This is a genomic window from Mycobacterium persicum (genome assembly GCF_002086915.1).
In the GTDB taxonomy this organism is placed as follows: Bacteria; Actinomycetota; Actinomycetes; order Mycobacteriales; family Mycobacteriaceae; genus Mycobacterium; species Mycobacterium persicum.
In genome coordinates, this window is the sequence record NZ_MWQA01000001.1 from 1,819,160 (window position 1) to 1,843,912 (window position 24,753).

Below are 24,753 nucleotides of genomic sequence, written 5' to 3' on the forward strand. Positions count from 1 at the left end.
CCGTTCAACCCACCAGTTGCTCGGCGAGTTTCTCCAACACGATGCGGGCGTAGCCCTTCCACATCCTGCCGAACGGCGGCAGCAGCGGTGCGCTGACGCCCGATTTGGGATGCAGGGTCCACTGCCAGGCGACCCTAGTTCCCGTCCCCGCCGGCGCAAAGCTCCACTTGCCTTCCACCAGGCTGACCAGCGGCGCCAACGGGCCTTTGATGTCGGTCAGCGTGTAGCTGAACGATCGCGGCGGATCGACGTTGGTCAGCGTCTCGCGCACCAGGCCGCCACCGACCATGGCGATGACACGGGTTTGGCCCGCCGCATCCCAATCGCCGCTTTGGTCCCGGACCTCTTTGATCGGCGGGATCACCCCATACCACCGAGAACAGATCACCGGCAGCGCTATCGGCAGCGTTCGATTGAAGGCGTCCTCGACGGTAACCGGGATTGCCCGCGATTGCTCGACTACGACAGAGCGTGTCAGTTGCCCATCCCCTTTATCTCGAAATCGACTTCCGGACAACTCTAACCGCGATATCGGGTACGGTGCCCCCCGGTGGTCATCGCGACAGATCCGGGGCCGCCCGGCCGGTGATCAACGGCAGGTCGAAGAAACCCTGGATACCCGCCGGGGCCGCGCAGGTCGCGGGGATCGCGTTGACGCAGTGCGCCGCGGTGGCGACGATGCCCGGGTTGCTCTGCAGCCCGGCCGCCACGCTGTCCGGCTGCCACCCCTTGACGGTGACGAAGGTGTCGGGATTACCCCGCACCTCGATCTCGTAGCGCTCTCCCTGCGGTCCGAAAGACCATGGCGGATCCAGGTTTTCGGACCCCATCAACCAGTTGACGGTGATCTCGACCACCACTTTGTCGCCGACGAGCGCTTCCCAGTGAAACCGGCGACCGGCAACCTGGCCCGGTTCGATGATCCCGATCGGCGAGTCTATCGGCGCGGTCGCAACGGCGACCTCCTGCGATGTGCGGATCTTGGAATCGGCGGCAAAGCCCAGACGGTCGACGCACAGCCGGACCGACTGCATGAATCCGCCGTCGAGCAGTTTCTGCATCGGCCCGGTCAGCGCGCTGTCCGGGGTGCCGCCGAACCCCATGACATAGCGCAGCACATCGGGTGCCCCGTAGCTTCGCAGATCCGAAAACTCTTCGGAGCGAACAAAAGTCACGCCGGTCGACATCACCGACAGCAGCAACGGAAACAGTTCGGTGGCCGCTCCGGGCCCGATACCGGCGCCATGCAGGGTCGCGTTGCCGGCCTGCGCGGCCACTTCGAGCGGCACGGCTTCCTTCTCGCTCGGGTAGAACCACCCGACCGGAGTGACGACGTTCTTGCCCGAGCGCAGCAACGCCGCGACCTCGTCGACGCTGGGCAGCAACGGCGCATAGACCACCGCGTCGGCATCGAGGGCCAGGATGTCGTCGACGCTGTTGGTGGCGACGACGCCCAGCGGTGCGGTGCCGATGATCTCACCGACGTCTTTGCCGTTCTTGGCCTCGGAATGCACCCAGCAGCCCGTTAATTCGAGTTCTGGATGCTCGAGCACACCCTTGATCGCGGCGACCCCCACCGACCCGGTTGCCCATTGAACGACCCGCAGACTCATGTCCTCGAACTCACCTTCCTCGCGAGCAGACACACAATCGCACGTTTTGCCGCGTGGCTATGCGATTCTATGACTGCTCGCGCACAGCGGGTGGCGGCCCGGGGCGCTCAGTTATGCACCTCGACAACGTCGTAGATGCCGTCGCCGTAGCGGGAGCGGATGGTTTTCTTGTCGTATTTGCCCACGCTGGTGCGCGGAATCTCGTCGGCGAACGCCCATCGTTCGGGCAGCCACCACCGAGCTACCTTGTCCGCCAAGAACTTCCGGAGATCCGCGGCGCTCACCTGGACCCCTTCACGGGTCACGACCACCGCCAGCGGCCGTTCCTGCCAACGCTCGTCGGGCACACCCACCACCGCGGCCTCGACCACCTCGGGATGCGCGATCAGACAGTTCTCCAGCTCGACCGACGAAATCCACTCGCCGCCGGACTTGATGACGTCCTTGGCCCGGTCGGTGAGCGTGATGAAGCCCTGCTCGTCGATGCGGCCGACGTCGCCGGTGCGCAACCACCCGGAGTCGAACTTCGACTCGTCATATCCCAGGTAATACGAGCCGGTGATCCACGGCCCGCGGACTTCTACCTCGCCCACGGCTTTGCCGTCATTGGGCAGCACCTGGCCATTGTCGTCGACGATCCTGGCCTCCACCCCGCACACCGGCTGGCCCTGCGTCGAGCGGATGGCCCAGTGCCGGTCCGGCGGGGTTCCCGGCGGCGGCCACGCCATGGTGGCCATCGGCGAGGTCTCGGTCATGCCCCACAGCTGGCGGATCTGGACGCCGTGCTTCTCTTCGAAGGTGCGCATCAGCGATTCCGGGACCGCTGAGCCGCCGCAGGCCACCAGGCGCAGCGACGACACGTCGTGGCCGGGGTCCTTCTCCAGGTGATGCATGACGTCGTTCCAGATGGTCGGCACCGCGCCGGCCAGGGTGGGCCGCAGGTTCTCGATCATGTGGATGAGCGATCGAGCGTCGAGATGCCGGTCGGGTAGCACCAAATCCGCGCCGGCCATCAGCGCCGCATACGGCAGGCCCCACGCGTTGGCGTGAAACATCGGCACGATCGGCAGCACCCGATCGCTGGAGCCCACTCCGATGCCGTTGGTACTGCACGTTGCCATGGTGTGCAGAAAGCTCGAACGGTGGCTGTAGACAACACCTTTGGGATTGCCGGTGGTGCCGCTGGTGTAGCACATCGCGGCCGCGGAATACTCGTCGAGCTGCGGCCAGTCGAATTCGGCCGACTCGCCGTCGATCACTTCGGCGTAGCGCAGCACGGTCTTGCCCGATTCCTCGAGCGGCGCGGTGTCGCCGTCCCCGACGGCGATCACGGTGTGCACGGTGTCGAGTGTGGACAGCACCGGGGCCAGCAGCTTGGCCAGGGAGAGGTCGACCAGGATGACCCGGTCTTCGGCCTCGTTGGCCACGTAGACAATCTGCTCGGCGAACAGCCGGATGTTCAGCGTGTGCAGCACCGCGCCCATCGACGGCACGGCGAGGTAGGCCACCAGATGTTCGGTGTTGTTCCACATGAAGGTGGCCACCCGCTGGTCCCCGGTAATCCCGAGGCGACGCAATCCGTTTGCCAGCTGGGCGGCGCGCTGCCCCACCTCGCGGTAGCTGGTGTGCCGATACCCATCGCCGGTGGCCGTCACGACCTCGCGTAGGCCGTGGACCCCGCAGCCGTGCCGCATGATCGCGGTGATGGTCAGCGGGAATTCCTGCATCGTGCTGTACATCGAGGTACCGCCTTACGGGTCACGGCGCAGCACCGCCTCATGTCTGGTCGGGCGAATGCTATCGCCGCGGGCAAGTCATGAGAACGGGTTCCCCCGAGAACCGCATTCAATGCCGGGCCGGAGCGTCCCGGCCGCGACCGTCAGGCCAGCGCCGCCTCGTACTGCAGCAGCTCGGGCATGATCCACTCGGTCGACGCCTCGTACTCGCGGGCGTCGCCGATGCCCGGAACGGTCGCGGCGACCGGCACCATGGTGATCGTGCCGGCGTAGTCGGCGATGTACAGGTGGCCGCCGTCCCGGCTCTCGATGACGCAGGACGGTTGCGCGACGCGGACGGTGCCGACGATGTCCTGGGTGAGCGTGTTGAGCACCGTGACCCGGTCCTCGCTCACCAGGTAGGCCCGATCACCGTCACCGCTCAGGGTCAGGCGGGTGACCAAACCACCGATCTGGTCGATCTTGCGGGTAGCGGTGACCTTGCGGGCATGGCTGTCGACGACGTCGACTACGGCGCCGAAGTCGGTTCCGCAACTGGCGACGTAGACGGTCGCGCCGTCGGGGCTCACCGCGACATCGCGAACCGCCGAACCGATGTCGACCGTGTCGACGACGCGCAGTTGCGGCTTACCGTCTTGGCCGCCGTGCGGGTTTCTGGGGTTCTTGCGGCGCCAGCGCGGGCGGCCGGCGGCGCCACGATCCGCGTCGCGCTCTGCGCGGGTCGCGATGATGACCAGCTGGCCGCCGGAAGGACCGTTGATGCCGACGTAGAGCCGGCTTCCGTCGGCGCTGATCCGCACGCACTCGGCGGTGGCGCCCGGGGCGGTCGCGATGTCGATGGCCTCGACGGCGCCCGTGGCGGTGTCCAGGACAGCGACGTCGGCACGGCGGGCGCCGTTCCGGCTGGCGTAGACGTAGTTGCCGCCGGGGTCGACGGTGAGGTCGCTGACGCTGAGCGTCAGCGGGTGGGTGGCGGCAAGGGTGTTGGTGGACGCGTCGATGACGCCGATTGAGTCGTAGGCCGGCGACACGATGCTGACGTATGCCCGCTCCGCCGGCGCACTGCCGGTGGTGATGGCGAACGGCTCGTTGACGCCGGCGATGGTCTCCACCACCCGGCAGGTGTCGGTGTCGATGACCGACACGCTGTGGTCGCTGTAATTGGTCACCAGCAGCCGGCTGCCGTCGGGGCTCATGGCCATGGCGGCGATGGGGCCGTTGTTCACCCGGCACTCGACCGCGGCCGGCAAATCGGGTGTGGCGCCTGACCCGAAAAGCTGGACCTGTGCGTCATCTTGTTCATCCCAGCCGGGGTTTTGGCCGTTCACATCGCTCACGTTGGCACCGCCTTTGCTGTGTTGCGCGGGCTTCAGACATCGCGACTGCTCTGTGCGACCTGACCCCCCGCGATTAGCCGGACGCCAGCATCCGATGTGCTGTCCTTCCAGCGTCTTTGCGAGAGTCTAGCCGTTGAATTCCAGGCAAATAGGATTTGAATTCGCCATTGTTAACTATGTCACATCAGCGACTCAGCATACGCTCAGAATGCGAAAGTCGGCCATTTCATAACCACGCTGTCAGCAAACGAATCAAAGGTGATTTAACTGCGATTATATCTCATTTAGCTACCGCATTGGGGATCGGCCAGAGGAGCGCTAGATAAGAAATTCTTATATTTGCGGCCGGGGAGAGGAAAAAGTCACACCGAATACCGGGTCAATGGCGGAGTCAGCTAGGGCACACCGAACCAGCGACCGACGCGCTAGGTGATCGGTCGGTGTCGGCCGAGCCAAGAACATCCGAACCTCTTGGCCGGCAGGGTCGCCGGCCCGGCCCGCAGTACGTTCCCGCCGCCGCTGGTGACCTGCCGCGTGAGGATGTCGATCGATTGAACCATCAGGCGTCCGCCTCCGTTTCATTCCACATACCCAGCTTCCCAACACAATCGGAAGGGGTCGCGACGCGATGGTGCTCGATGCGGCTTCCACCGTTCCAGCTCGTGACCGCACACCCGACATCCGACGCGAGCGGCTCATGATGCGGGCCTTCCAAAATCCAATCCTGGGGCCACTATTGCGCCGGTTCGGAGGTCCGCAAGACATCGTGGCGATGGGGATGTCGTTTTGGTCGTCGCGGCTGATCCTTTCGGCGGTGGAATCCGGGGTGTTCACCGAGCTGGCTCACGGACCGATGGCCGAGCGGGAATTGGCCGACGTCCTGGGCTGGCATCCGCGCGCCGCGGGTACCGCTCTCGACGCCTTGGTCGCCGCCGGACTGCTGCGACGCGACAGGGCCGGGCGGTATGCCAACACAGCACGCAGCGCCATGTTCCTCGATCGGGCCAAGTCGAGTTATGTGGGTGGACTGATGGAACTGTCAAGCAAGCGTTTGTACGACCTATGGTCAGGCCTCGACGACCTGCTGCGCACCGGTCGGCCCGGGGCGGAAGAGGAACGCGGGGACAACGAATTCTTTTCAATGATGTACCGTGACCCGCTGGCGCTGAGGGGTTTTCTGGCCGGAATGACCGGCATCTCGACCGGAGAGGCGACGCTGCTGGCAGCGCGGTTTCCGTGGCAGCGCTTCCGCACTTTCGCCGACATCGGTTGCGCACAGGGCGCGCTGCCGGTCCGAATCGCATTGAGTCATCGGCATTTACGTGGCATCGGATTCGACTTACCGGCGGTGCGACCGGTGTTCGAAGAGTATGTAACGTCATTCGGGCTCCACGACAGACTGCATTTCAGTGCGGGCGACTTCCTTGAAGTGTCACTGCCCAGCGCTGACGTGATCTCTTTCGGTCATGTGTTCCACGGACGAAATCACCAGATTCGCCAGGAGTTGGTGGCCAAGGCGTACACCGCGACCCCGCCGGGCGGCGCCGTGATCGTCTACGACGCGATGATCAGACCCGGCCGACGACACAACTACCAGAGCCTGCTGTCCAGCCTCAACATCATGCTGGAATCGCGCGAGGGCTACGAGTCGTCCACCCGTGCATGCGCGGACATGCTTCGCGCCGGTGGTTTCACCCGAGTCAAGGTCCGCCACCTCATCGGTCCTACCTCGACGGTGTTCGGTTTCAAACCTGGCCGGCTGCCAACCACCGATTGAAAGTTGAGTGACCAAGGCATGCAAGGAAATCCACCCGGGCTCGTCGTGACCGGCGCAGTGGAACGTCCGGTCGTCGTCGTCGGGGCAGGCCCGGCCGGCGTGTCGATGGCGCTGAGCTTGCGCGACTGCGGCTTACGCCCGCTGCTTGTCGATCGATCCGATGCTGTCGGCTCATCCTGGCGAGGACGCTACGACAGGCTGAAACTCAATACCTGCAAGCAGTTCTCGCATCTCCCCGACCGCCCCTATCTCAGGAACACGCCTGTCTTTCCGACCCGCGACCAAGTCGTCGACCATCTTGAGCGGCATGCCTGCGAAGCCGGCATTGAGTTGCGGCTCAACACCGAGGTATGCCGAATCGACCGCCGCCACAACGGCTGGTGGCTACGCACCACAGCCGGGACTATTGATTGCCAGCAAGTGGTCATCGCGACGGGGTACGAACACACCCCCCGAATTCCCCGGTGGCCAGGCATCGACGGTTTTGCCGGGCAGTTGCTTCATTCGGCGGCTTACCGCAATCCCGCACCGTACCAAGGTAAGCGCGTCCTGGTGGTGGGGGCCGGCTCCTCGGCGATGGAGATTGTCCACGATGTGGCTACCGGTGGAGCGGCAAAAGCCTGGCTGGCGGTGCCTACCACGCCCAACATCATGCTTCGTTCGTTGCCGGGCGGACTGCCGGCCGATCTCATCGCGACACCGCTTTTCCACGCGCCGGTTTGGCTCGCCGACAGGTTGGCGGCATTTGGACGTCGGCTGACCATCGGCGATCTCTCCGCATTTGGATTACCGGTGCCCGCCGAGGGCGTGTTCGCCCGAGGGATCAGACTCGGGCGGGCACCGGCGATCGTCGACAAGGAAGTGATCCAGGCGATCCGCGACGGTTCGTTCGAGGTGGTCCCGACGATCGAACGATTCGACGGTGCCAGCGTTTGGCTGGCCAATGGCCAACGGCTGCAACCCGATGCGGTGATCTGCGCGACGGGCTATCTGCATGGCTTGGAGCCCATGGTCGGGCACCTCGGAGTACTCGACGAACGCGGTCTACCGAGGACGGCGGGTGTGACGCCGGCCGATACGGGCCTACGCTTCATCGGCTTCCAGTCGCGTCCTGGGCTGCTCGGCTTTGTTGCCAAGCAGTCCAAGCACGTTGCCAAGCGCGTCGCAGCGGAACTGGAAAGCTCCGCCTCGTATCGAGTCCACTGATCTAGTGCATAGCCGCACGGTGCTCAACAGCACAGTGAACTCACTTCGTACTTTCTTGTGTACCGGGATTATTCAACATGCGCGCACTATAATTTAGTGAACTAATTAATTTGCTGATTCGTATTGCAAGACATGAGGTTGCCGCCGGAGGGACGAGGGTCGGCATGGCCGGCTTCGCCGACGGTAGGTCTTGCGACCGGGCTGCGATCGGTTCGCGCCGGGCTCGATCCGGAAACCTACTTTCGCCGGCAGAGCGACCGGCCTGACCCGTTCGTCGTGATCTTCCCAGGACTTGGCCGAGTACATTTTTTCACCACCGCCGAGGACTCCAGGCGGATTCTGACCATGCCGCGTGAGGCCTTGTGCGCGCCGACCCCCAATCCCATCGAGTCGATCGTCGGGCCGAATTCCGTCATCTTGACCTCGGGTGAGCAGCACGGCTGCCAGCGCCGCCTGCTCTCGCCCGCTTTTCAGGGTGCTCCCATGCGGCGACGGGCCGACACGATGGCGACAGCGGTACTCACCGAGATAACCGACTGGCGCCCAGGTGACCGAGTCCCATTGCACCGCACGGCCAGGAAGATCACCCTGAGGATCATCATCGAAACCGTTCTCGGCCTACGCCACGATCGCGCCGACGAATTCGCCCACGTGGTCACCGAGCTGATGAACGCAAACACCGCCCCGCTGATGCTGTTGCCGGCCCTGCGCAGAAACCTTGCCGGCCTGGGGCCTTGGGCTCGACTGGAGCGCCTGCGAACGCAGTTTGAGACCCTGTTTTCCGCCCAGCTGGAGCATGACCGCCGATGTCCCTGTGCCACAAACGGTTCCGTCCTGAGCCAGCTGTTACACGAAACCGAGAGCGAAAGCGCTCCGGTTAACGATCAGGACCTGCAACAGCAGCTGCGGACCATGATGATCGCTGGGCATGACACCACCGCTGCCGCCCTGGCGTGGGCGCTCTATCACCTTCATCGCGACACCGACGTGCTTGCCCGGCTGGCCGAGGAGTTGTCCACCGATCCGGCGCCGCACGAGATGCCGAGATTGCCGTATCTGTCCGCAGTGATCAAGGAAACTTTGCGGATGCATCCGGCGGTGCCGATCATATTGCGCACGCTCGTCGAACCGCGATCGGTTGGCAGAATGCAATTCAGCGCCGGCGATACCGTCGGAATTGCAATACCTGCAATACATTTCAGTCATGACCTGTGGCACGATCCGTATCGGTTCAATCCCGATCGTTTCTTCGACAGCAAGCCGACCCCGTTCGCGTACTTGCCGTTCGGCGGCGGGCACCGGCGCTGCCTTGGAGCCGCGTTCGCCCATGATGAACTGGCAATTGCGATCGGAACGATGATGCGCACCGTGGCGCTGATCATGCCGCGCCGCGAACGACGCAGAAGCCCGCCCCGATCGATACCGCGGGGCATCGCGGTGATTCCCCGACGCGAAATCAAGCTCGTGGTGACCGGCGGCGCCGGGGCCTGGCCCGGGCACCCGGCAGTTAGCTGAAGTGCGTGCGCGCCCGTGGTAGCACGACACCGTCGACAAGGATGTCGAGCTTTTCGTTGTAAAACGCCACCATGCCGGCGATGGCGGCGACGGCCGGCAGCGGGTACTGGTAGGTCCACGCCAGGTCAGGGTGCACCGTGTCGCCGACCCGCACCGACCAGTAGCCCGATGTCGTTCCCTTGTACGGGCACAGCGTCCGCGTCGAGCTGGGTTCCAGGTGTTCGAAGGCGACGTCGGTGGGGTCGACGTAGTAGCGGGTCGGCAAACCGGTTTCGAACACCAGCACCGGCGCGCGGGTGTCGGCGAGTTCGACGCCGTCCAGCTCCACCCGGACGTGGCGGTGCGAGCGCAGCGCGTCCACGCGGGTGTACGGATTGCGCGGGTGGCCATGGATTTGCTCGTCCTCTTCGAACCACCGCAGCGGGTCCCAGTCGAAGCGCACCGTGCCCGCGAGCGGACCGTCGCCGTCGGCGTCGAATACCCGCGCGGCCGACGGGTGGGTCCGATTTGCGCCAACCAACGAATACAACCGCGACGGACCGAACTGAACTTCTTGAGGGTGGTCCTCGTCGCGCAGGAATTCCCTGCGGACATCGACGATCGGCACGTAATACGTTGGGTAGTAAGGCAATTCCCACACATAGCGGGCCGCTGTGGTGTCGAAGACCAATTCGCCGTCAAGAAAGCCGCGGACGCGGCGCGGCGCCGGCTCGATGCGTCCGCGGGCGGCCGCCAGCTGCGGGTAGTCGTGCTCGCTGACCATCTGTTCCCTACTGGTCCTTGGACGCCAGGCCGGCCGGCGCGTGGGCGATCGCCGTGCGGATTGCGTCGGCCAACGACAGCGCGCTTTCCTCGGTGAGTTCGAGCGCGACCCGAGCGGACGGGCCGAGCTCCGGATTGAGCACATCGATGTTCACCGTGTGGCCGTAGCGGGCATGCACCGGATGATCGACATATACCGTGGCCCGGCTGGCGTCGAACCACCCGGTCGCGCCCTTGGCGCTGCCGTCGATCGCCAGGTGTTCGGTCAGATAAGTGCACATGCGTTGGGACACCTAGCCTTTCAGGTGGGTAGCGAAAAATTCGTCGATGCGTCGCCAACCGTCCAGCGCCGCCTCCGGGCGGTATGCCGGCCGGTCGACGGAAAAGAACGCATGACCCGCGCCCTCGTAGGAGGTGAACGAGTGCGACTTGCCCAGCTTGGTCAGCTCGGCATCCAGTGCGGCCACCCCGGCGGGCGCCGGGAACCGGTCCTCGACCCCGAACAACCCCAGCAGCGGGCAGCTCAGGTTGGCCGCCAGGTTCAGGATGGGTTTCATGGTCTTGGGCATCCCCTCCGGCGGGTCCTCGACGATGAACGCGCCGTAGCAGTCCACGGCGGCGTCGAACGGCAGCGAACATGCCGCCAGGTAGGCGTGCCGCCCGCCCGAACAGTGCCCGATGACGCCGAATTTGCCGTTTGCCCCGGGCAGCGAGCGCAGGTGTTCCACCGCGCCGGCGACGTCGCCGACCAGCCGTTCGTCGGGGACACCGCCGGCTGCCCGGGCCGCGGCGGCGGCATCGTCCGGTTCGGCGCCCGGGGCCTCGCGGGAATAGAGGTTGGGCGCCACGGTGTGGTAACCGTTGACCGCGAGCCGCCGGACGAACTCCTTGGTCTCGCGGTCGTAGCCCGGCATGTGGTGGATCCAGACGATGCCGCCGCGTGACCCCTCGGCGAGCGGCATGGCCCGGTAGGCCTCGATCTCATCGCCGCGGTGCCCGGTGATCGTGATCGTCTCCGCGCGAATCGCATCCGGACCGACAGTGTTCATCGCGACACTCCTTGTCTCTGGCGCAGTCACTTCTCGCCCCCGCCCGTCCAACCTATCGAGTACCGTCGAGCCGTGGCACTGAGGCGGGAAAGCCCGATTCGCGGGCGGCGGTTGCGGCTCGATGAGGCGCTGATGGAACGCACTTTGATCAGCCCGGTGGGGACGCTGTTCGTCCTCCATGTCGCGCCGCGGATCGACAAAACACTGATCCCACGCACCAATGGCCGGCTGAGTTCGGTCGGCTGGGACAAGGTCGGTCTGCTCACCTCGACCGGCGCCAAGTCCGGCAAGCCGCGCACCCAGCCATTGACGTTTCTCGAAGACTCCGACGGGCTTTTGGCGATCGGCTCCAACTACGGGCGGGCCAACCATCCCGGGTGGAGCGCCAACCTGCTGGCGCACCCCGAATGCACCGTCGAGTTCAAGGGACCGCCCAGGCGATACCGGGCCGAGTTGCTCACCGGCGACGAGCGCGCCCGGGCATGGGCCATCGCGACCGACTTCTACGCCGGCTACGAGCGCTATCGAACCAAGTGCGCTCCGCGACAGATCAGGGTGTTTCGGCTGCGGCCGCTGACCGGCTGAACGTTCAGCGAACTTTGATCGCGATCGTCACCGATTCGGTCTTCGCCGGCAGCGCTGTCGTGTCGACGACCAGGATCTCGCCGTTGTCCTCCGTCCCATTGGGAAGGATCTTGGGCCGCAGCCGCATCGGCGGGGTCGCCGAAGCCAGGCCGGCCAGTCCGAAATCGCTGTCGTTGGCGATGACGAGTGTCTTACCGCCGTCTGGGGTGATGAGGCCTTCGATCTTGTCGTGCCCGTAGAAATCACCGTTGGCCGACAGGGTTCGCAACAGAGCTTCAAGGTCGAGCTTCAGCGTCTTGGCGGCGACGGTGATCCCGACGGCCCTGAGCTTGGCGACGGCGTCCGTATCGGTACTGACTCCGACGGCGGTCTCAATAGGAACACCGTTGACGAGCAGGCCGCCAGCGTCGGGCTGATACGACGCACCGGGCACCGTCGAGCGGGGGCCGACGTCGGTGGCCCCGGCAATGTCCACCGCGTAGATCTTCTTGTTCGCATTGGGCGCAGGCTTGCTGTCCCGCTCGACGACCAGGAAGGTGGTGGCGCTCAGCGCCGTGATCTCCGATACCGAGACGTCGGTGTCCTGCGGATTGGCCAGCGGATACAGATACTCGTGGACGATTTGGGGGTCGACGACGTTGACGGTCACGATACGGGCGAGCGGCACCGATTTCGCCGGGCCTTGCAGCCCCGGCGTCTGCAACGCCGACTGCATGATCCCGGCCAGCATCGTGCCGTCGGGGCTGATGGTCAGTCCTTCCATTCCGTGATTGGGGCTGCGCAGCGACAACTCCTTGGGCAATGTGGTGTCAAACGGTGAAAGACGTTCCAGCTCTTTGCCATTGGCGTCGAAGTGGATGAGGTAGGGGCCATACTCGTCGGACACCCAGAAATTGCCGTCGAGTGTGGCGACCAGGCCCTCGGGGTCGACTCCGTAGTCCGAAGGTTGCAGCGGCGTGCCGTTGAGGTCCACCGCCGACTCACCGGTATTCGCCTGCCGGTCGACTAGCCCGACCAGCGGTGACCCGTCCGGACCGCGCAGTGCGATAGTCCGCTCGACTGTGGCCACGCCGTCGGTCAGCTTGAGCTTGGCGATATGCGGCTGGAAATCCGGTACCGGGAACACCTTTTCGTTCGGGGCACGCCCGGCGACGTTGGGGCCGCGGTCGGTGAGGCCGTAGATTTCGTCGGAATCGCCGGGCACCGCGGCGATCGCGGACCCGTGCGCGCTGGCCTTGATGGCGACACCGCCCATGGTGACCAGCGGCAGCTGATTCTCGGCGTAGGTCTTGACGGCGCGACTGACGGTAACGGCGAGTTCGTCGGTACCGGTGAAGCCGGCATCGGGGGTATAGGTCATTGCCCCGTTTTCGGCGTATGCCAGCTTGCCGTGCGCGGGCGTGCCGAAGGCCACGGGTGTCAGGCCACCGGTGGCGGCCAGCATCCGGTCGGGGGTGATCGTGAGAACGGTTCCGGCCTTGGTGCTCAGGTCCACCTTGCCCGGATGCGCCCCCCTGAAGTCGGACGTGCTCGACGAGCAGGCCGTCAGCGCTGTCGATACCGCTACCGTCGCAACCCACCATCTCGTCGTATTCGCCATGGGCATGATTTAGCAGGAGAAGTTGTCGCGCGGGTAACGGGAGCCGACATTTGCTAGTGCTTCTTGTCGCGGACCTTGTAGGTCGAGGGCCATGACTTGCGCGACTCGTCGCCCGTCAGCGGCGTGCCCATCCCTCCGACTTTGACGTTGTAGGCCTCCTTACCTGGGCCGACTTCGCGATTGGCGTGCTCCTGGGCAAGGTAATACAGCTCATCGATGGTGGCTTCGTCGTAGGCGACGAAGGAGGTTTCCCGGACGGCATCGCCCACCCCGGCAAGCATCCGGTCGGACAGGAGCCGAGACGCCAGAGACGCCAGACCCAACAGCGAAAACGGGACGACCCAGTAACAGAGGAACGACAGCGGCGTCTTCGTGTCGAGGATCGTAGCGTCGCGCAGCACGACCGGCGGGATCGCCGATGACAGCGTCATACCGGCAAACGCGGCGACCCACAACCAGGTCAACCTCACGGTCATCCTGTCGAACAGCTCGGTCTTGACCACATCGGGCGGTTGTTCGGCCGCGGCGAACTCGCGGACGAACGGTTTGCCGATCAGCAGGCCGGCCAGCGCGCCGAGCAAGATCCCCGCGTTGCTCAGCGGCTGTATCCACCGCGCCATGGCCGGCTCGCTGAGCGCAAAGGTCAGCACCGCAAGTACCGAAAACGTTGCGACAGCAGCGATTTCAATCGTTCGGCCGGGCTTGTCGGTGGCCCGCCCGACCGCGAACACCGCCAGCGCGATCAACAGCGCGACCGCAACGGCGATCTCGAACGGGACATTGCCGACCAGCACCCAGTAAACGATCCACGGCGCGAAACCAAAGAGCATTCCCACGAAGGCTCAGTTTATGGCCGGTGCCGCAACCGCGGCGCGCAGCTACCACAGCACGCCGTGGCCGGCGGTCAGGATGAAGCCGTGACTGCCTTCCGTCTCGCACTGCACCGCGCCGGTGTCGGTGACGGCGCACTTGGCACCGAGGCTCTGCAGCCGCTGACCGGCGGGAAGCACGGGGACGTCGCGGGTGAAGGTCGAAGTGCTCGACTGGCGGTATGCGGCGGGATGAGCGGCATCGGCGTAGGTCTGGTTGGTGCCCGGCGGCGCGTCGGCGGGCACCATGTCGCAGCCGATCGGGCCGCCGTTGGGGGCTAGACCGCACGACCATCCCCCGGGTGTTTTGAAGTAGAGCCAGTACCCCCAGAAGTTGGGCGTCTGTGGCGTGAGGCTGCCGTAAACACCTTCGTAGAGCCCGGCCGCGAGCGGATAGCGGTCGAGGTCATCCCGCGGCGGGTTGTCGTCCCCGGGCGGGGCGGCAACCGCCGGCGCGACCGAGATCACCGTCAGGCCCAGCCCGGCCAGCAACCAACAACGCCACGGCGACACACGGTGACGACGAGAGCGGAAACGATGCGCGCGATGCCGGATCATAAGGGCACCCTCGTTCGCTGGGGCGCTCGCCGGATAGGGACTTCCGACCTCAGTTCGCAGGTAGTTGGCGTGTGGCTATGCGGGCAGCACCCGAAACAGTCGAACAGCGTTCCCGGACAGCTTTGCGAGGCCCAAAGTCCCTATTGACAGCCGGCCGTGGGTCTGCCGCTGCCACAGCAGACTTACCTATGGACGTCCGGGTGGCCGCGGCTGCCCCATCGCCCGCCCCCTCCCCCACATGCGCCAGCGACCTGCGCGACTGCCTGCATGCCCACGTCAGGATCGGCCTCTACGGGTCCGATATGTCCTGCCGGAGGATGCGTCACGGTGCGTCGAGGCGTTCAATGCGTGCCGACACGGAGGTGCCGGTGGCGGCGGGAAGCCGGTCCCGCCGACCCCAACCTCGACGACGAAATCAGCGCTCACCTAGCCGCAACCACTCAGCACCGTCGAAATCGGGAAATCATGCAGATACCTGCACATAGAGCAACACCGGGCGCCGTCGCGGCGATGACGGTGGTCACGCTCTGGCTTGCGGGCTGCCACTCAACGACGACGGGTAGGCCGGTAGCCAAGCCGGAGGATGGCCGCAAGGACGGACCAGCAAGCACCACCTCGTCCAGCATCGGCCTGCCGCCCATGAACCACTTCCGTATCGGCGACCAACGCTACGGCGCCGTACACGACTGCTACGTCAACGGCAACGCGGTCACCTGCACCCTGAGCATGGAGCCGTCGTACCTGGTGCTGTCGTAGGAAGGAACCGTGACCGGCACTTTGTCCGGGGTTACGTTGACGGGAACGCAGACCACGCACCAGAGGTATCCCGACGAGGCGGATCGCTCGTGCATCTGGACCACGGATACGTCGGATCCGGTTACGTATGTCTTCAGTCTGGACGGGACGGTGGCGATGCGGGGGGGACCCGGAGAGGCGCACTCGACGCGCGGTGGCAGTTGCACAGGTTCGGAGTCCGGCAAGGGCGGGATATGGGAAAGCTCAGACAAGTGGTCGGTGGTCGAGTAGGCAGCTCATTCGCGGCTGCGGGTATGGCCGACGAGCCCAACGTCGCCGCCCATGAAGGCCCAACGGCCCTAGGGTGGAACGCTCGCAAAGCTCTAAGTTGTGGATTGCCCGCGAGTCGAACGATTCCGCGCGATCAGGATTTGGAGGAGGGACACCGTGAGCAATGCCTATTGGGCCGGCCCGGCGGCAGGTGAATACGGCACCGAAGACGACAATCAGCTTCAGCCCGAGGACACGCTGATCGACCGGGGCGTCGACGACATCCTCGACGAGGGTTACTCCCCGCCGGAGCGTCCGTACGCACCCGGCGCCTTCGGCCCCTCCGAAACACTGGACCAGCTGCTTGCTGAGGAAGAACCGGATCCGGCGTCGCGAATTGATGTGTTGTTGGACGAAGACGAACGGCAACGCTCCGACGAAGCCGAGCGCGAAGCCGAGTTTCCGCAGCGCAGCGAGGTCGGACGGGCCCGAGCGGGCCGCCTTGTGGCGCCTGACCTGGGCTTCGGCGAAGACACCGAGGCAGAGCTGGTCGCCGAGGACGTCGGCATCAGCGGCGGCGCCGCCTCGGCCGAGGAAGCCGCGATGCACATCATCGAAGACGGCGACTAACCGTTCGGCATGGGTGCCCACAGTCGGGCGACGCCCACCATCCGGCGCCGGGACGCTCGGTGGGCTGTGCTGCTGGCCGTGCTGGCTTTGGCCGGATGCAATTCGGCGAGCAGGACGAATCCGACCCCAGCGAAACCGGCCCCGACGTCCCGGACAACTGCCCCGATGACCATTCGACCGGGTGCGCTGTTCTACACCAAGGCGGGGTCGCTCTACGTCAGCGAACCTGCCGGTACCCCCGGCCGGAAGTTGACGGACGGACCTGCGGACGCGCAGCCGGCGCCGGCCCCGGACCTGTCGCAGGTGGCATTCGTCCGCAAGGCGACAGCCGCCGACTATGGCGGTGAACTGTGGATACTCGACCTGTCACCGCAACTGGAACCCGTCGGCGGACCGCGGCGCCTGGTGGACCCAGCCGCCCTTACGCGGGGCGGCGGCGACGTACCGCCAATGGTCGCCAGTCCCCGATGGTCACCGACCGGAAAACAGGTTGCCTTCGTCGACAACCCGACCGGTGGGGCGGTGGACGGCGGCTACCTGCTGGTCGCGGCGGCCGACACCGGTGCGCTCGCACCCACACAACAGAAGCTGTTCGCCGAATCCGGGTTCGCGTGGGCGCCCGACGGCCACCACATCGCCTGGGTTCAGGCACGCAGCGACGTGCGGCCGGCGGATGTCAACGTCCTCGCCGTCGGCGGTGAATCCACGCCTGCCGCCACCGACACGAATGCCTCCTCGGTGACTTACACCAAGGACGGCCAGGCAATACTGTTCGCCAACGGCGACGCATCCGGGCTGGACGCGGGCGTGCCCTCATTCGCCGTCCGCACTGGCGGCATCTACTCCGTGGCAGCCGCCGCCGAAATCGGCGGGAAGCTGCCCACACCCACTCCGCTGTTCACCAAGCCGGGTTCGCACTACGGCGACATCGCGGTCTTGGGCTCCGGCGCCGTGGCGTTCACGACGCAATCTGCCGGGCGAAGCGCCGCCGATCCGTCGAAGACGATCCAGGTCCTCGACGCGGGTTCGTCGCTGCCGCGCACCACGGTCACCGACGGCGCGGTGATGTCGATCTGCCAAGACTCCCCTCGCGGAGGGCGCGTCTGTAACGCCGCCCAGGCACCGGTGTGGGGTGCCGGCGACTTCGTCGCCTACCTGGACACTTCCTCCGGTAACTGGCTGGTGGTAACGGATCTCGACAACCGCAGCCCTACCCGGATCGACACCGGCGCGGACAGCTTTGCGTGGGTGCCGGCGGCGCGATAAGGACTCTAGGTCTGCTGCGCCCGCACCCACTCGAACAGACCGGCCGGATACGCCTGGCCCTGATATCCCACATATGCCACGCCGAGAAGCTTGTCAGCGTCTCGCGTCCACGCAATGCCGCCATCTCGGTCTTGCAGGAAGGTGCTCGCGCGCCCGCAGACTACCGACCCGTATCTGGTGCCGTCGGATTTCGTCAGCGGAATGGGAAGCGACGACCGCATGCCGGGACACGCCGCAGGCGTCCAATCCGGACCACTCAAGGCGGACGCGAAAGCCTCTTGCATCGCTTTGTCATCGCCGAACAGCCGATAGGTTGCCGCCGTCGGGCCGCCGGGCAGTGAGTTGGCCCCACAGCTCACAGCGGCAAGTGCCGCCCCAGCAGCGGTCGGTTTGCATACGCCGCTGGCGTAGCCCGCCGGCAGCAAGCCCGTCAGGTCGCTCAGCGGGTCGGCGCTGGCCGGCGCGGCGGTACTCACGGCGGTCGCAACCATGGCGGCAACAATGCAGCTCATACGCATCATGAAGCCACGCTCGTTCTTCGAGGTGCTCCTCGTACAGGGACTTTGGACCTCAATGCACAGTGTCGAGGCCCTCTGCCGACCCTCGATGGGTTCCCGGGCGCCGGATCCTTCGGCGTTGCGGTTCGAGCCCGGAGCCCACTCAGTACTGCCGGTAGCGACGTTGGACGTGTTCCTGGCGGACACGGATTTGTTCGCGCCGGTCCTCGGGCGAGAACCTGGGTGTCGACGCCGGTAGGTGATCGTCAATCTCGTCGAAAACGACCTTGCGCGCCGTCACCACGGGCAGCCGCTCTGTCGGCTGGGAATAGGTCCAACGCATGGTCATGAAGCCCCGGCGTAGCCCGGTGGTGTCCAGCCAGTTGGGCACACCGGGGTCGCGGTGGGCGACGACGTAACGGTAGTGCCCGTCGTCGTCGCGGCGGGCCTGGGTGCCGTTGAGACTGCTGACGTGGTTGGCGTAGTCGTGTGATTCGCCCCAGACGTTGGCCAGGTGGAAGCCCATGTAGGCGGGCGGTTCGAACACTTCGGTGTCGATGAGCAGGACCTCATCCTCGGCCAGGTCATACATCCCGCCGGAGTAGACGTTGGTGCTCTGTCCTCCGCCGGTGGCCAGTGACGCACCGGCCGGGGCGTTGAACCCGTTGCGGGGCATGAAGGTCAGTCCGTCGCCGTTGCGATCTCCGTGCGCCTCGAGCACCACGTCGTAGAACTTGTTCCAGAACCGGGTCTGGTTGTCGACGATCTCGCCGACGCGGCGCATTGCTTCGGCCGCAGTGGCCGGGTCCAGTGCGGGCGGGTGTTCACCGACCTTGTCGAGCCGGTGGATCAGCAGTTCGGGGGCCTCCTCGCCCTCCCAGTCGTGATACAACGCCCGCACGGTCACGTACTCCGCGAAATACTGAACGCCAGAGCCCGTTGAAATGCGTTGGGTGCAGATGAAATTCCCCGAGTACCCGGACGGCCGCTCGGGGGCCAGGAGGATGTCGAAACGTCCGTCCTGCCCGATAGCCAGCTCGGCGGAATCCAGCTTTCCGGTGTTGCCGCGCACGCCCGGCTGCAGTTCAGCGAGGTCGCCGGTGTCGCCGGCGTAGCCGGTATGGGCCTCGACGATGAGGTACTGCGGCGCCATGGCACCCGACGGCGCTGGCGGCTCACCGCGCCAGTGGCGCGAGTCCGGCACCTGCCCGGTGATCCGGTACTCATACCGGCCGTCGATGGGTGTCGAGAGGTACATCGCGTCGGCATTGTCGATGGTGGCCTTGTCGAGCACCCCGATGGCGCGGCGGAAGTACGGAAACGCGGGATCACCGAAGAAGGCGCGCTCCACAGCCGAGTGCACGAAGCCGAGCAGATAGCGATAACCCTCGGCGAGCTCGCGCGGCCCGGACTGCGGCGGAGCGTATAACTCGGGAGATTCCAGGGCATCTCGCGCCCTGCCCAACCGCTGGATCATCTCGTCCCAGGCACCGCGCAATGCGGCGGCGTGGTCATCCGACATGGTTTGTCTCCCAACCAAACCGATCGAACAACGGCGCCAGATGGGTGCGGATGGCGTCGGCTTCCAGACCGAACTCTTCGAGGCTGTAGGAGTGACCGGATCGGTACTCACGCCCCTTCTCGGCCGCGAGCGCCTTCTCTTGCTCTGGGAGCATGTCAAGACCGAGCTTGTCGTACACCCGGTGCATCGTGCCGGACGGATCGGTCACCAGGTCGCGGTAGTTCAGGATCACGCTGGGCACCTCGGGGTGGGCGTCGAGCACGTCCAACGGGTGCTGGTAGTAGTGGTACGACGACTCCACGAACGACCGGAACGACGCCTGCATGTCGCGCTCCGATTGCTTACGGGCCGACCAGGCAAACTGCATCAGCTTCAGTAGGCTTGGGATCGTTTCGTAGGGATTGCGCACCGGCACAACGAATTTGGCGTCCGGGAAGGTTTGGATCAGGCTTTCGACGCGGCCGCAGTGAACCGGCGCCTTGGACAGGTGCGTCTTGCCGGGACCATTGAGGACCAGTTGGCGGCGCACACACTCTTTGTAGAACTGCATGACCCGGCGCCGCTTGCGCGCTGGCCACCGGTCGTCGACGTAGTAGAAGTCGAGGTGCTGAGCCCGGGGATACTGCACCACCCAATAGCCTGAGGCGCACGACATCGTCAGCAGGAACTCGTCCTCCTCCGGCGCGAACAGCCCCGACTCGTGAACTTGGTTGCTCTTGCTGAAAAGCCGTTCATCGAGGGCGTCGATGCGCCTGCGCAGCCGGCCACCCAGCCGCTGGTCCCACCGCAACATCGCCCGCAACACCTTCTTCTCAATGAGCGACGGGAAAAACATCTCCCACAGCAGGACATAGGAGAACCGGGGATCATTGGCGAGCATCCGGTGCACGTAGGTGGTGCCGCTGCGGGCGTGACCCACCACGAAGATGGGCTGTCGGATGTCGGTGCGCCGCAACGCCGGAAAGACGATCGGGTCGAGTGCGAACGTCACCGTGTGCAGAAGAGCCATGGCCGGGACGACGACACACAGAGTGCGGTACTGGCGCCGACGCCGGGCAGGGTCCTGCTCGAAGCGAACCAGGCGGACCATCGCCCACCAGGTGCGCCAGTCAAAGTAGAAGATGTTTTTCACGACGTCCTTTCAGGGGTTGACCTTGGCGATGACGGTGTCGGCGAAGCGTTCGAGCTTGGCCACCTTGCCCGCCAGCGGCTGCGGATCTTCACCCTTGGTGTAGGGATTTCGGAAACCCACGATGACGTCGGTGACACCCAGGTCCTCCAGCCGCTTGCATCCGTCAACCGAGCGGCCGTCGGGGCTGGCGGCATGAATCTCGAAGGGCTCGTTCGACTTTCCCGCCTCGGCGCGAAACGCCCGCAGTTTGCCCAGCATCGACTCCAGCGTGTCATTCGGACCGCCCGCGTGCATCCACCCGTCGGCTTTGGTGGCCGCGCGCCGCAGGGCGGCCTCCGAGTGGCCGCCGATCAACAGCGGAACGGGGCGAGTGGGTACCGGACAGACCTTCATCGACGGCACGCGAAGGTGTTGAAGCGGCTGCGTCGGGTGATCGCTCCGAGGTAGGCGGCGAGCACGAACGGCTCGATGAACTCCTTGTCCTCGAGGAAGCTACGGTCACCGTCTGCGGTATACGGGTATACAGCATCGGAATGCTGCGGATAGCCGATGGAATCGGGGATGGCGAACCCGTGATACCCCGCAGATTCCGCCGCCGTCACGAGGCGGGGCAGATACTCCGAACGCGTCATCGAGTCCGAGAAGGTGAACCGCATATCAGCCGCCCATCAGTTGCTTCATCGCATCGTCCTCACGGCGGGAACAGCCGTTCCCGTTGAGAATGAACCGGCATCGATGGCGAGTGTTGCCCGGTGATGTAACGCGACTCGTCACTGGCCAGCATCCCAGCGACCGCGACAACTAGCTACAGCGCAGCCGCGGCGCCACGCGCCGGAATTTCGCCGGCTTCCTCGTCCGCCGAGCGACGGCGCTACCCAACGGTAGACCGCTGACCAGGCCTTTTCCCGTGCCCCCAGTCGGACTCGAACCGACACTGTGCGGATTTTAAGTCCGCTGCCTCTGCCAATTGGGCTATGGGGGCCAGGCGGCGAATGTAGCGCGCGAACGACCGGGCACGAGACATCCACTCCTGGATACGAACCCGCAAAACACTAGCGTGCGCCTCGGCCGGAGTTTGAGTAGGATCGCCCGCCGCGTGCCTGACTACAGGGGCGCCCATCGGGGTCATATGACATGGCCGTATCGCCCGCAAGGAGCTTGTTAAAACTGCCGGCGTCGGCGTTAAGAGGCCGTAAACGTCTGTCACCCTATGCCTTTCAGCGCCGAATGTGGGGACATGGCTGGTTAGCGTTACGCCAATACACAGGGGTCGTTACGCAAACACACAGGGTTGACCCGGGGAGTCAACAGGTCGCCATGTTTCACATTAGGAGGCACCAATGTCATTCCTGCAGATAGTGCCGGAAGAGCTGACAGCCGCGGCCACGCAGCTAGGGGCACTCGGCACGTCATTGACCGCACAGAACACGGCCGCCGCCGTGCCTACCACTGCGATAGCTCCGGCGGCTCTGGACGAGGTTTCGGCGCTGCAAGCGGCCCTCTTCACCGCATACGGCACCCTCTACCAGCAGGTCAGCGCCGAGGCCGCGGCCATGCACGACATGTTCGTCAACACCCTGGGGTTCAGCGCCGGTACCTACGGTGCCACCGAGTCGCTCAACTCGGCGGCAGCGGGTTCGCCCTTCTCCGGACTCACGTCGGGCATCGGCGGCCTCATCGATGGCACCTCCGGGATGATTCCGGACTCGTTCAACGGCGGCTTCGCCAACATGATGAACATCGGGATGGGGAACTGGGCGTCCGCCACTTCGAACCTGCTCGGTTTGGCAGGCGGTGGACTGCTACCCGCCGAAGAGGCGGCTGCCGCCGACTCCTTCCTCGGCGGGGAAGCCGCACTGGGCGAGCTCGGTGCGGCGGAGGCGGCGCTCGGTGGAGGTTCCGTCGCGGCCGGAATCGGCGAGGCGTCGTCGATCGGTCTCTTGTCGGTGCCGCCCAACTGGGCCGGACAGGCCACCTTGGTCTCGAGCACCACCGCCGGAGCGCTGCAGGGCGCCGGCTGGACCGCCGCCGCCCCACAAGCCGCTCCCGGTGTGCTCTACCCGGGCGTGCCGGGGTTGGCCTCGGCCGCGCGCAACAGCGCCGGCTTCGGTGCGCCGCGCTACGGCGTCAAACCCATCGTCATGCCCAAACCGGTGAGCGTATAGGCGCTGCGCACAGCGCAATTGCACAAATCAACGAGTGAGACTAACTCAAAAGGTGGGAACCAATGGATTTCGCAGCTCTGCCTCCTGAGATCAACTCCGGACGCATGTACGCGGGCGCCGGTGCCGGCCCGCTGCTGGCCGCCGCGGCGGCCTGGAACGGCCTGGCCCTCGAATTGAACACCACGGCGGCCTCGATCGAGTCGATCGTCACGTTGCTGACCGGCGAGCAGTGGCTCGGCCCGGCGTCGCTGTCGATGGCCGCCGCGGCCCAACCCTACATAGCGTGGTTGACCTATACGGGCGCGTCGGCGGAGCATGCTGGCGCGCAGGCCATGGCGTCCGCGGCGGCATACGAGGCGGCGTTTGCCGCGACCGTACCGCCGCCGATCATCGCCGCCAACCGGGCGCTGTTGGCGGCGCTCGTCGCCACCAACTTCCTGGGCATCAACACGCCGGCGATCATGGCCACCGAGGCCCACTACATGGAAATGTGGGCCCAAGACGCCATGGCCATGTACGCCTATGCGGCCTCCTCCGCGGGCTGCGGAACCCTGAACCCACTGACCACGCCTTCGCAGAGCACCAGCCCCGGTGGGCTGGCCGCCCAGTCGGCGGCGGTCGGTCAGGCCGCTGCGGCTGCCACGGTCAACCAGGTTGGTCTGAGCAGCCTGATCACCGACTTGCCCAACGCGGTAATGAGCCTGGCCTCCCCGATCACCTCGGTTGCCGACGCAACCGGGCTGACCGGAATCATGCAAAGCATCGACGACCTGCTCGCGATTCCGATGGTGGCGAACATATTGAACGGCGGCATCAACACCGCCGCATGGTTCGTCATGGCCGCGATCCCCAACGCGATATTTCTCTCCAATGCCCTCGCGCCGACGGAGGCAGCCGCCGAAGCCGTCGAGGGTGCCGCCGGCGCGGCCGCCGCTGCGGGCGCGGGGCTGGCGGAATCGGTGGCACCGGCGGCCGGCGCCGGAGCGGTCTCGGCCGGTCTGGGCGAGGCGTCACTGGTCGGCAGCTTGTCGGTGCCGGCCAGCTGGTCGAGCGCCACACCTGCGGCGGCTTCCACCGCCGGCCTGTTGTCCGGCAGCGGCTGGAGCGTCCCGGAGGAAGCCGCACCGGTCTCCGGAATGGCCGGGATGCCCGGAATGGCGGCGGCCGCCAAGGGCGCCGGTGCGTACGCCGGGCCGCGCTACGGCTTCAAGCCGATCGTCATGCCCAAACAGGTCGTCGTGTAGCCGCGATAAGACCCGGCGAAGAAATGGGGGATATGTCACTCGTTCGAGGCCGGTAATTAACCGGCGCGCCGTAATGTGTTCCGCGAAGCGGCTACCACCGCACCAATCACGTGCTAGAACTCTTAAAACTGCAGACTGCGAGACAAGGAGACAGGAACCATGACCGCACGCTTCATGACCGACCCGCACGCGATGCGGGCGATGGCGGGCCGCTTCGAGATGCACGCTCAGACGGTTGAGGACGAGGCCCGCCGGATGTGGGCGTCCTCGCAGAACATCTCCGGCGCGGGCTGGAGCGGTCTGGCCGAGGCCACCTCGCTGGACACCATGGGCCAGATGAACCAGGCCTTCCGCAACATTGTGAACATGCTGCACGGAGTCCGTGACGGCCTGGTCCGTGACGCCAACAACTACGAGCAGCAAGAGCAAGCCTCCCAGCAGATCCTCAGCAGCTAGCCCCGGCCCGACAGCTTCGATTCAGGAGGACAAGACCAATGACCATCAATTACCAGTTCGGCGATGTCGACGCCCACGGCGCCACGATTCGTGCCCAGGCGGCGTCGCTCGAGGCCGAGCACCAGGCCATCGTTCGCGATGTGCTGGCTGCCGGCGACTTCTGGGGCGGCGCCGGTTCGGTGGCCTGCCAGGAGTTCATCACCCAGTTGGGTCGCAACTTCCAGGTGAT

The 24,753-nt window shown here is 65.6% G+C and carries 25 protein-coding genes, 1 tRNA gene and 1 pseudogene; 12 read left to right on the forward strand and 15 right to left on the reverse strand.

The annotated features are described in order from the left end of the window. Positions 1-4: 4 nt before the first annotated feature. From B4U45_RS08100 to B4U45_RS08115, 4 genes are all read right to left on the reverse strand, one after another. A complete protein-coding gene (locus tag B4U45_RS08100; protein ID WP_075545801.1) occupies positions 5-478 on the reverse strand; it encodes an SRPBCC family protein in 474 nt (157 codons plus the stop codon). Between the two features lie 76 nt (positions 479-554). After that, positions 555-1,613: an NAD(P)H-dependent amine dehydrogenase family protein gene (locus tag B4U45_RS08105; protein ID WP_083155713.1), complete on the reverse strand. Its 1,059-nt coding sequence runs from the start codon at positions 1,611-1,613 to the stop codon at positions 555-557. Positions 1,614-1,720: 107 nt separating this feature from the next. Continuing rightward, complete coding sequence (locus B4U45_RS08110; protein WP_075545772.1) at positions 1,721-3,352, reverse strand: long-chain fatty acid--CoA ligase; 1,632 nt, start codon at positions 3,350-3,352, stop codon at positions 1,721-1,723. Between the two features lie 140 nt (positions 3,353-3,492). Further along, complete coding sequence (locus B4U45_RS08115; RefSeq protein WP_075545773.1) at positions 3,493-4,686, reverse strand: YncE family protein; 1,194 nt, start codon at positions 4,684-4,686, stop codon at positions 3,493-3,495. A gap of 628 nt (positions 4,687-5,314) precedes the next feature. Between B4U45_RS08115 and B4U45_RS08120 the strand changes: the two genes are divergently transcribed. From B4U45_RS08120 to B4U45_RS08130, 3 genes are all read left to right on the forward strand, one after another. After that, on the forward strand, positions 5,315-6,463 hold the full coding sequence (locus tag B4U45_RS08120; RefSeq protein ID WP_082275263.1) for a methyltransferase: 1,149 nt from the start codon (positions 5,315-5,317) through the stop codon (positions 6,461-6,463). Between the two features lie 18 nt (positions 6,464-6,481). Beyond that, on the forward strand, positions 6,482-7,669 hold the full coding sequence (locus tag B4U45_RS08125; RefSeq protein ID WP_075545774.1) for a flavin-containing monooxygenase: 1,188 nt from the start codon (positions 6,482-6,484) through the stop codon (positions 7,667-7,669). 132 nt (positions 7,670-7,801) lie between these two features. After that, a complete protein-coding gene (locus B4U45_RS08130) occupies positions 7,802-9,184 on the forward strand; it encodes a cytochrome P450 (protein ID WP_219859372.1) in 1,383 nt (460 codons plus the stop codon). Here the strand turns inward: B4U45_RS08130 and B4U45_RS08135 are convergent. Genes B4U45_RS08135 through B4U45_RS08145 form a run of 3 tightly spaced genes read right to left on the reverse strand, consistent with a single transcriptional unit; the run spans position 9,177 to position 10,995 of the window. Next, positions 9,177-9,947: a DUF427 domain-containing protein gene (locus B4U45_RS08135; protein WP_075545775.1), complete on the reverse strand. Its 771-nt coding sequence runs from the start codon at positions 9,945-9,947 to the stop codon at positions 9,177-9,179. The genes B4U45_RS08130 and B4U45_RS08135 overlap by 8 nt on opposite strands. Positions 9,948-9,954: 7 nt before the next feature. Beyond that, positions 9,955-10,227 (reverse strand): DUF6295 family protein, encoded by a 273-nt coding sequence (locus B4U45_RS08140; RefSeq protein WP_075545804.1) that lies wholly within the window; start codon positions 10,225-10,227, stop codon positions 9,955-9,957. Positions 10,228-10,239: 12 nt separating this feature from the next. Then, positions 10,240-10,995, reverse strand: a complete 756-nt coding sequence (locus B4U45_RS08145) for a dienelactone hydrolase family protein (RefSeq protein ID WP_075545776.1) — start codon at positions 10,993-10,995, stop codon at positions 10,240-10,242. A gap of 72 nt (positions 10,996-11,067) precedes the next feature. Between B4U45_RS08145 and B4U45_RS08150 the strand changes: the two genes are divergently transcribed. Then, positions 11,068-11,580: a nitroreductase family deazaflavin-dependent oxidoreductase gene (locus B4U45_RS08150; RefSeq protein WP_240316491.1), complete on the forward strand. Its 513-nt coding sequence runs from the start codon at positions 11,068-11,070 to the stop codon at positions 11,578-11,580. Positions 11,581-11,584: 4 nt separating this feature from the next. Here the strand turns inward: B4U45_RS08150 and B4U45_RS08155 are convergent, their stop codons facing one another. The 3 genes from B4U45_RS08155 to B4U45_RS08165 are packed head-to-tail and all read right to left on the reverse strand — an operon-like array spanning position 11,585 to position 14,562. Next, entirely contained in the window at positions 11,585-13,186 is a 1,602-nt protein-coding gene (locus tag B4U45_RS08155) for an esterase-like activity of phytase family protein (RefSeq protein WP_162877349.1), read from the reverse strand. A gap of 47 nt (positions 13,187-13,233) precedes the next feature. Then, positions 13,234-14,016 carry a hypothetical protein gene (locus tag B4U45_RS08160; protein WP_075545779.1) on the reverse strand — a complete coding sequence of 261 codons (783 nt, stop codon included), beginning with the start codon at positions 14,014-14,016 and terminating at the stop codon, positions 13,234-13,236. Positions 14,017-14,058: 42 nt separating this feature from the next. Then, entirely contained in the window at positions 14,059-14,562 is a 504-nt protein-coding gene (locus B4U45_RS08165; RefSeq protein ID WP_122511821.1) for a hypothetical protein, read from the reverse strand. Positions 14,563-14,955: 393 nt separating this feature from the next. Here B4U45_RS08165 and B4U45_RS08170 point away from each other — a divergent pair, with 393 nt between their 5' ends. From B4U45_RS08170 to B4U45_RS08185, 4 genes are all read left to right on the forward strand, one after another. Beyond that, entirely contained in the window at positions 14,956-15,363 is a 408-nt protein-coding gene (locus B4U45_RS08170) for a hypothetical protein (RefSeq protein ID WP_131808260.1), read from the forward strand. Between the two features lie 9 nt (positions 15,364-15,372). Then, positions 15,373-15,633, forward strand: a complete 261-nt coding sequence (locus B4U45_RS08175) for a hypothetical protein (RefSeq protein WP_075545781.1) — start codon at positions 15,373-15,375, stop codon at positions 15,631-15,633. Positions 15,634-15,789: 156 nt separating this feature from the next. Further along, a complete protein-coding gene (locus B4U45_RS08180) occupies positions 15,790-16,242 on the forward strand; it encodes a DUF5709 domain-containing protein (protein WP_075545782.1) in 453 nt (150 codons plus the stop codon). A gap of 165 nt (positions 16,243-16,407) precedes the next feature. Continuing rightward, positions 16,408-17,508 (forward strand): hypothetical protein, encoded by a 1,101-nt coding sequence (locus tag B4U45_RS08185; protein WP_241780170.1) that lies wholly within the window; start codon positions 16,408-16,410, stop codon positions 17,506-17,508. Between the two features lie 5 nt (positions 17,509-17,513). On the opposite strand, the gene B4U45_RS08190 is transcribed toward B4U45_RS08185, so the two are convergent. The 5 genes and pseudogenes from B4U45_RS08190 to B4U45_RS08210 form a co-directional block, all read right to left on the reverse strand. After that, complete coding sequence (locus tag B4U45_RS08190; RefSeq protein WP_122526502.1) at positions 17,514-17,999, reverse strand: hypothetical protein; 486 nt, start codon at positions 17,997-17,999, stop codon at positions 17,514-17,516. Between the two features lie 169 nt (positions 18,000-18,168). Then, positions 18,169-19,527 carry a hypothetical protein gene (locus B4U45_RS08195; protein WP_075545784.1) on the reverse strand — a complete coding sequence of 453 codons (1,359 nt, stop codon included), beginning with the start codon at positions 19,525-19,527 and terminating at the stop codon, positions 18,169-18,171. Continuing rightward, on the reverse strand, positions 19,517-20,659 hold the full coding sequence (locus tag B4U45_RS08200) for a sulfotransferase family protein (RefSeq protein WP_241780171.1): 1,143 nt from the start codon (positions 20,657-20,659) through the stop codon (positions 19,517-19,519). The genes B4U45_RS08195 and B4U45_RS08200 overlap by 11 nt, the downstream gene beginning before the upstream one ends. Before the next feature lie 9 nt (positions 20,660-20,668). Next, a pseudogene (locus tag B4U45_RS08205) lies at positions 20,669-21,315 on the reverse strand (LLM class flavin-dependent oxidoreductase). Between the two features lie 252 nt (positions 21,316-21,567). Next, a tRNA-Leu gene (locus tag B4U45_RS08210) sits at positions 21,568-21,641 on the reverse strand. Between the two features lie 358 nt (positions 21,642-21,999). Between B4U45_RS08210 and B4U45_RS08215 the strand changes: the two genes are divergently transcribed. From B4U45_RS08215 to B4U45_RS08230, 4 genes are all read left to right on the forward strand, one after another. Further along, on the forward strand, positions 22,000-22,824 hold the full coding sequence (locus B4U45_RS08215) for a PPE family protein, SVP subgroup (protein ID WP_075545785.1): 825 nt from the start codon (positions 22,000-22,002) through the stop codon (positions 22,822-22,824). Positions 22,825-22,886: 62 nt separating this feature from the next. After that, the gene (locus B4U45_RS08220) at positions 22,887-24,068 is read left to right on the forward strand and encodes a PPE family protein (RefSeq protein ID WP_075545786.1); all 1,182 of its coding nucleotides are present in this window, start codon (positions 22,887-22,889) and stop codon (positions 24,066-24,068) included. A gap of 159 nt (positions 24,069-24,227) precedes the next feature. Next, positions 24,228-24,524 (forward strand): WXG100 family type VII secretion target, encoded by a 297-nt coding sequence (locus tag B4U45_RS08225; protein ID WP_219858662.1) that lies wholly within the window; start codon positions 24,228-24,230, stop codon positions 24,522-24,524. 38 nt (positions 24,525-24,562) lie between these two features. Further along, on the forward strand, positions 24,563-24,753 hold a 191-nt coding region (locus B4U45_RS08230), incomplete at its 3' end, for a WXG100 family type VII secretion target (RefSeq protein WP_219859373.1).

Coding starts and splice junctions, on each gene's coding strand:
- B4U45_RS08105 (WP_083155713.1), bottom strand. CDS start 1,613: ATGAGTCTGCGGGTCGTTCAATGGGCAACCGGGTCGGTGGGGGTCGCC.
- B4U45_RS08110 (WP_075545772.1), bottom strand. CDS start 3,352: ATGTACAGCACGATGCAGGAATTCCCGCTGACCATCACCGCGATCATG.
- B4U45_RS08120 (WP_082275263.1), top strand. CDS start 5,315: ATGGTGCTCGATGCGGCTTCCACCGTTCCAGCTCGTGACCGCACACCC.
- B4U45_RS08125 (WP_075545774.1), top strand. CDS start 6,482: ATGCAAGGAAATCCACCCGGGCTCGTCGTGACCGGCGCAGTGGAACGT.
- B4U45_RS08130 (WP_219859372.1), top strand. CDS start 7,802: ATGAGGTTGCCGCCGGAGGGACGAGGGTCGGCATGGCCGGCTTCGCCG.
- B4U45_RS08135 (WP_075545775.1), bottom strand. CDS start 9,947: ATGGTCAGCGAGCACGACTACCCGCAGCTGGCGGCCGCCCGCGGACGC.
- B4U45_RS08140 (WP_075545804.1), bottom strand. CDS start 10,227: ATGTGCACTTATCTGACCGAACACCTGGCGATCGACGGCAGCGCCAAG.
- B4U45_RS08145 (WP_075545776.1), bottom strand. CDS start 10,995: ATGAACACTGTCGGTCCGGATGCGATTCGCGCGGAGACGATCACGATC.
- B4U45_RS08155 (WP_162877349.1), bottom strand. CDS start 13,186: ATGCCCATGGCGAATACGACGAGATGGTGGGTTGCGACGGTAGCGGTA.
- B4U45_RS08185 (WP_241780170.1), top strand. CDS start 16,408: ATGACCATTCGACCGGGTGCGCTGTTCTACACCAAGGCGGGGTCGCTC.
- B4U45_RS08190 (WP_122526502.1), bottom strand. CDS start 17,999: ATGGTTGCGACCGCCGTGAGTACCGCCGCGCCGGCCAGCGCCGACCCG.
- B4U45_RS08195 (WP_075545784.1), bottom strand. CDS start 19,527: ATGTCGGATGACCACGCCGCCGCATTGCGCGGTGCCTGGGACGAGATG.
- B4U45_RS08215 (WP_075545785.1), top strand. CDS start 22,000: ATGTCATTCCTGCAGATAGTGCCGGAAGAGCTGACAGCCGCGGCCACG.
- B4U45_RS08220 (WP_075545786.1), top strand. CDS start 22,887: ATGGATTTCGCAGCTCTGCCTCCTGAGATCAACTCCGGACGCATGTAC.
- B4U45_RS08225 (WP_219858662.1), top strand. CDS start 24,228: ATGACCGCACGCTTCATGACCGACCCGCACGCGATGCGGGCGATGGCG.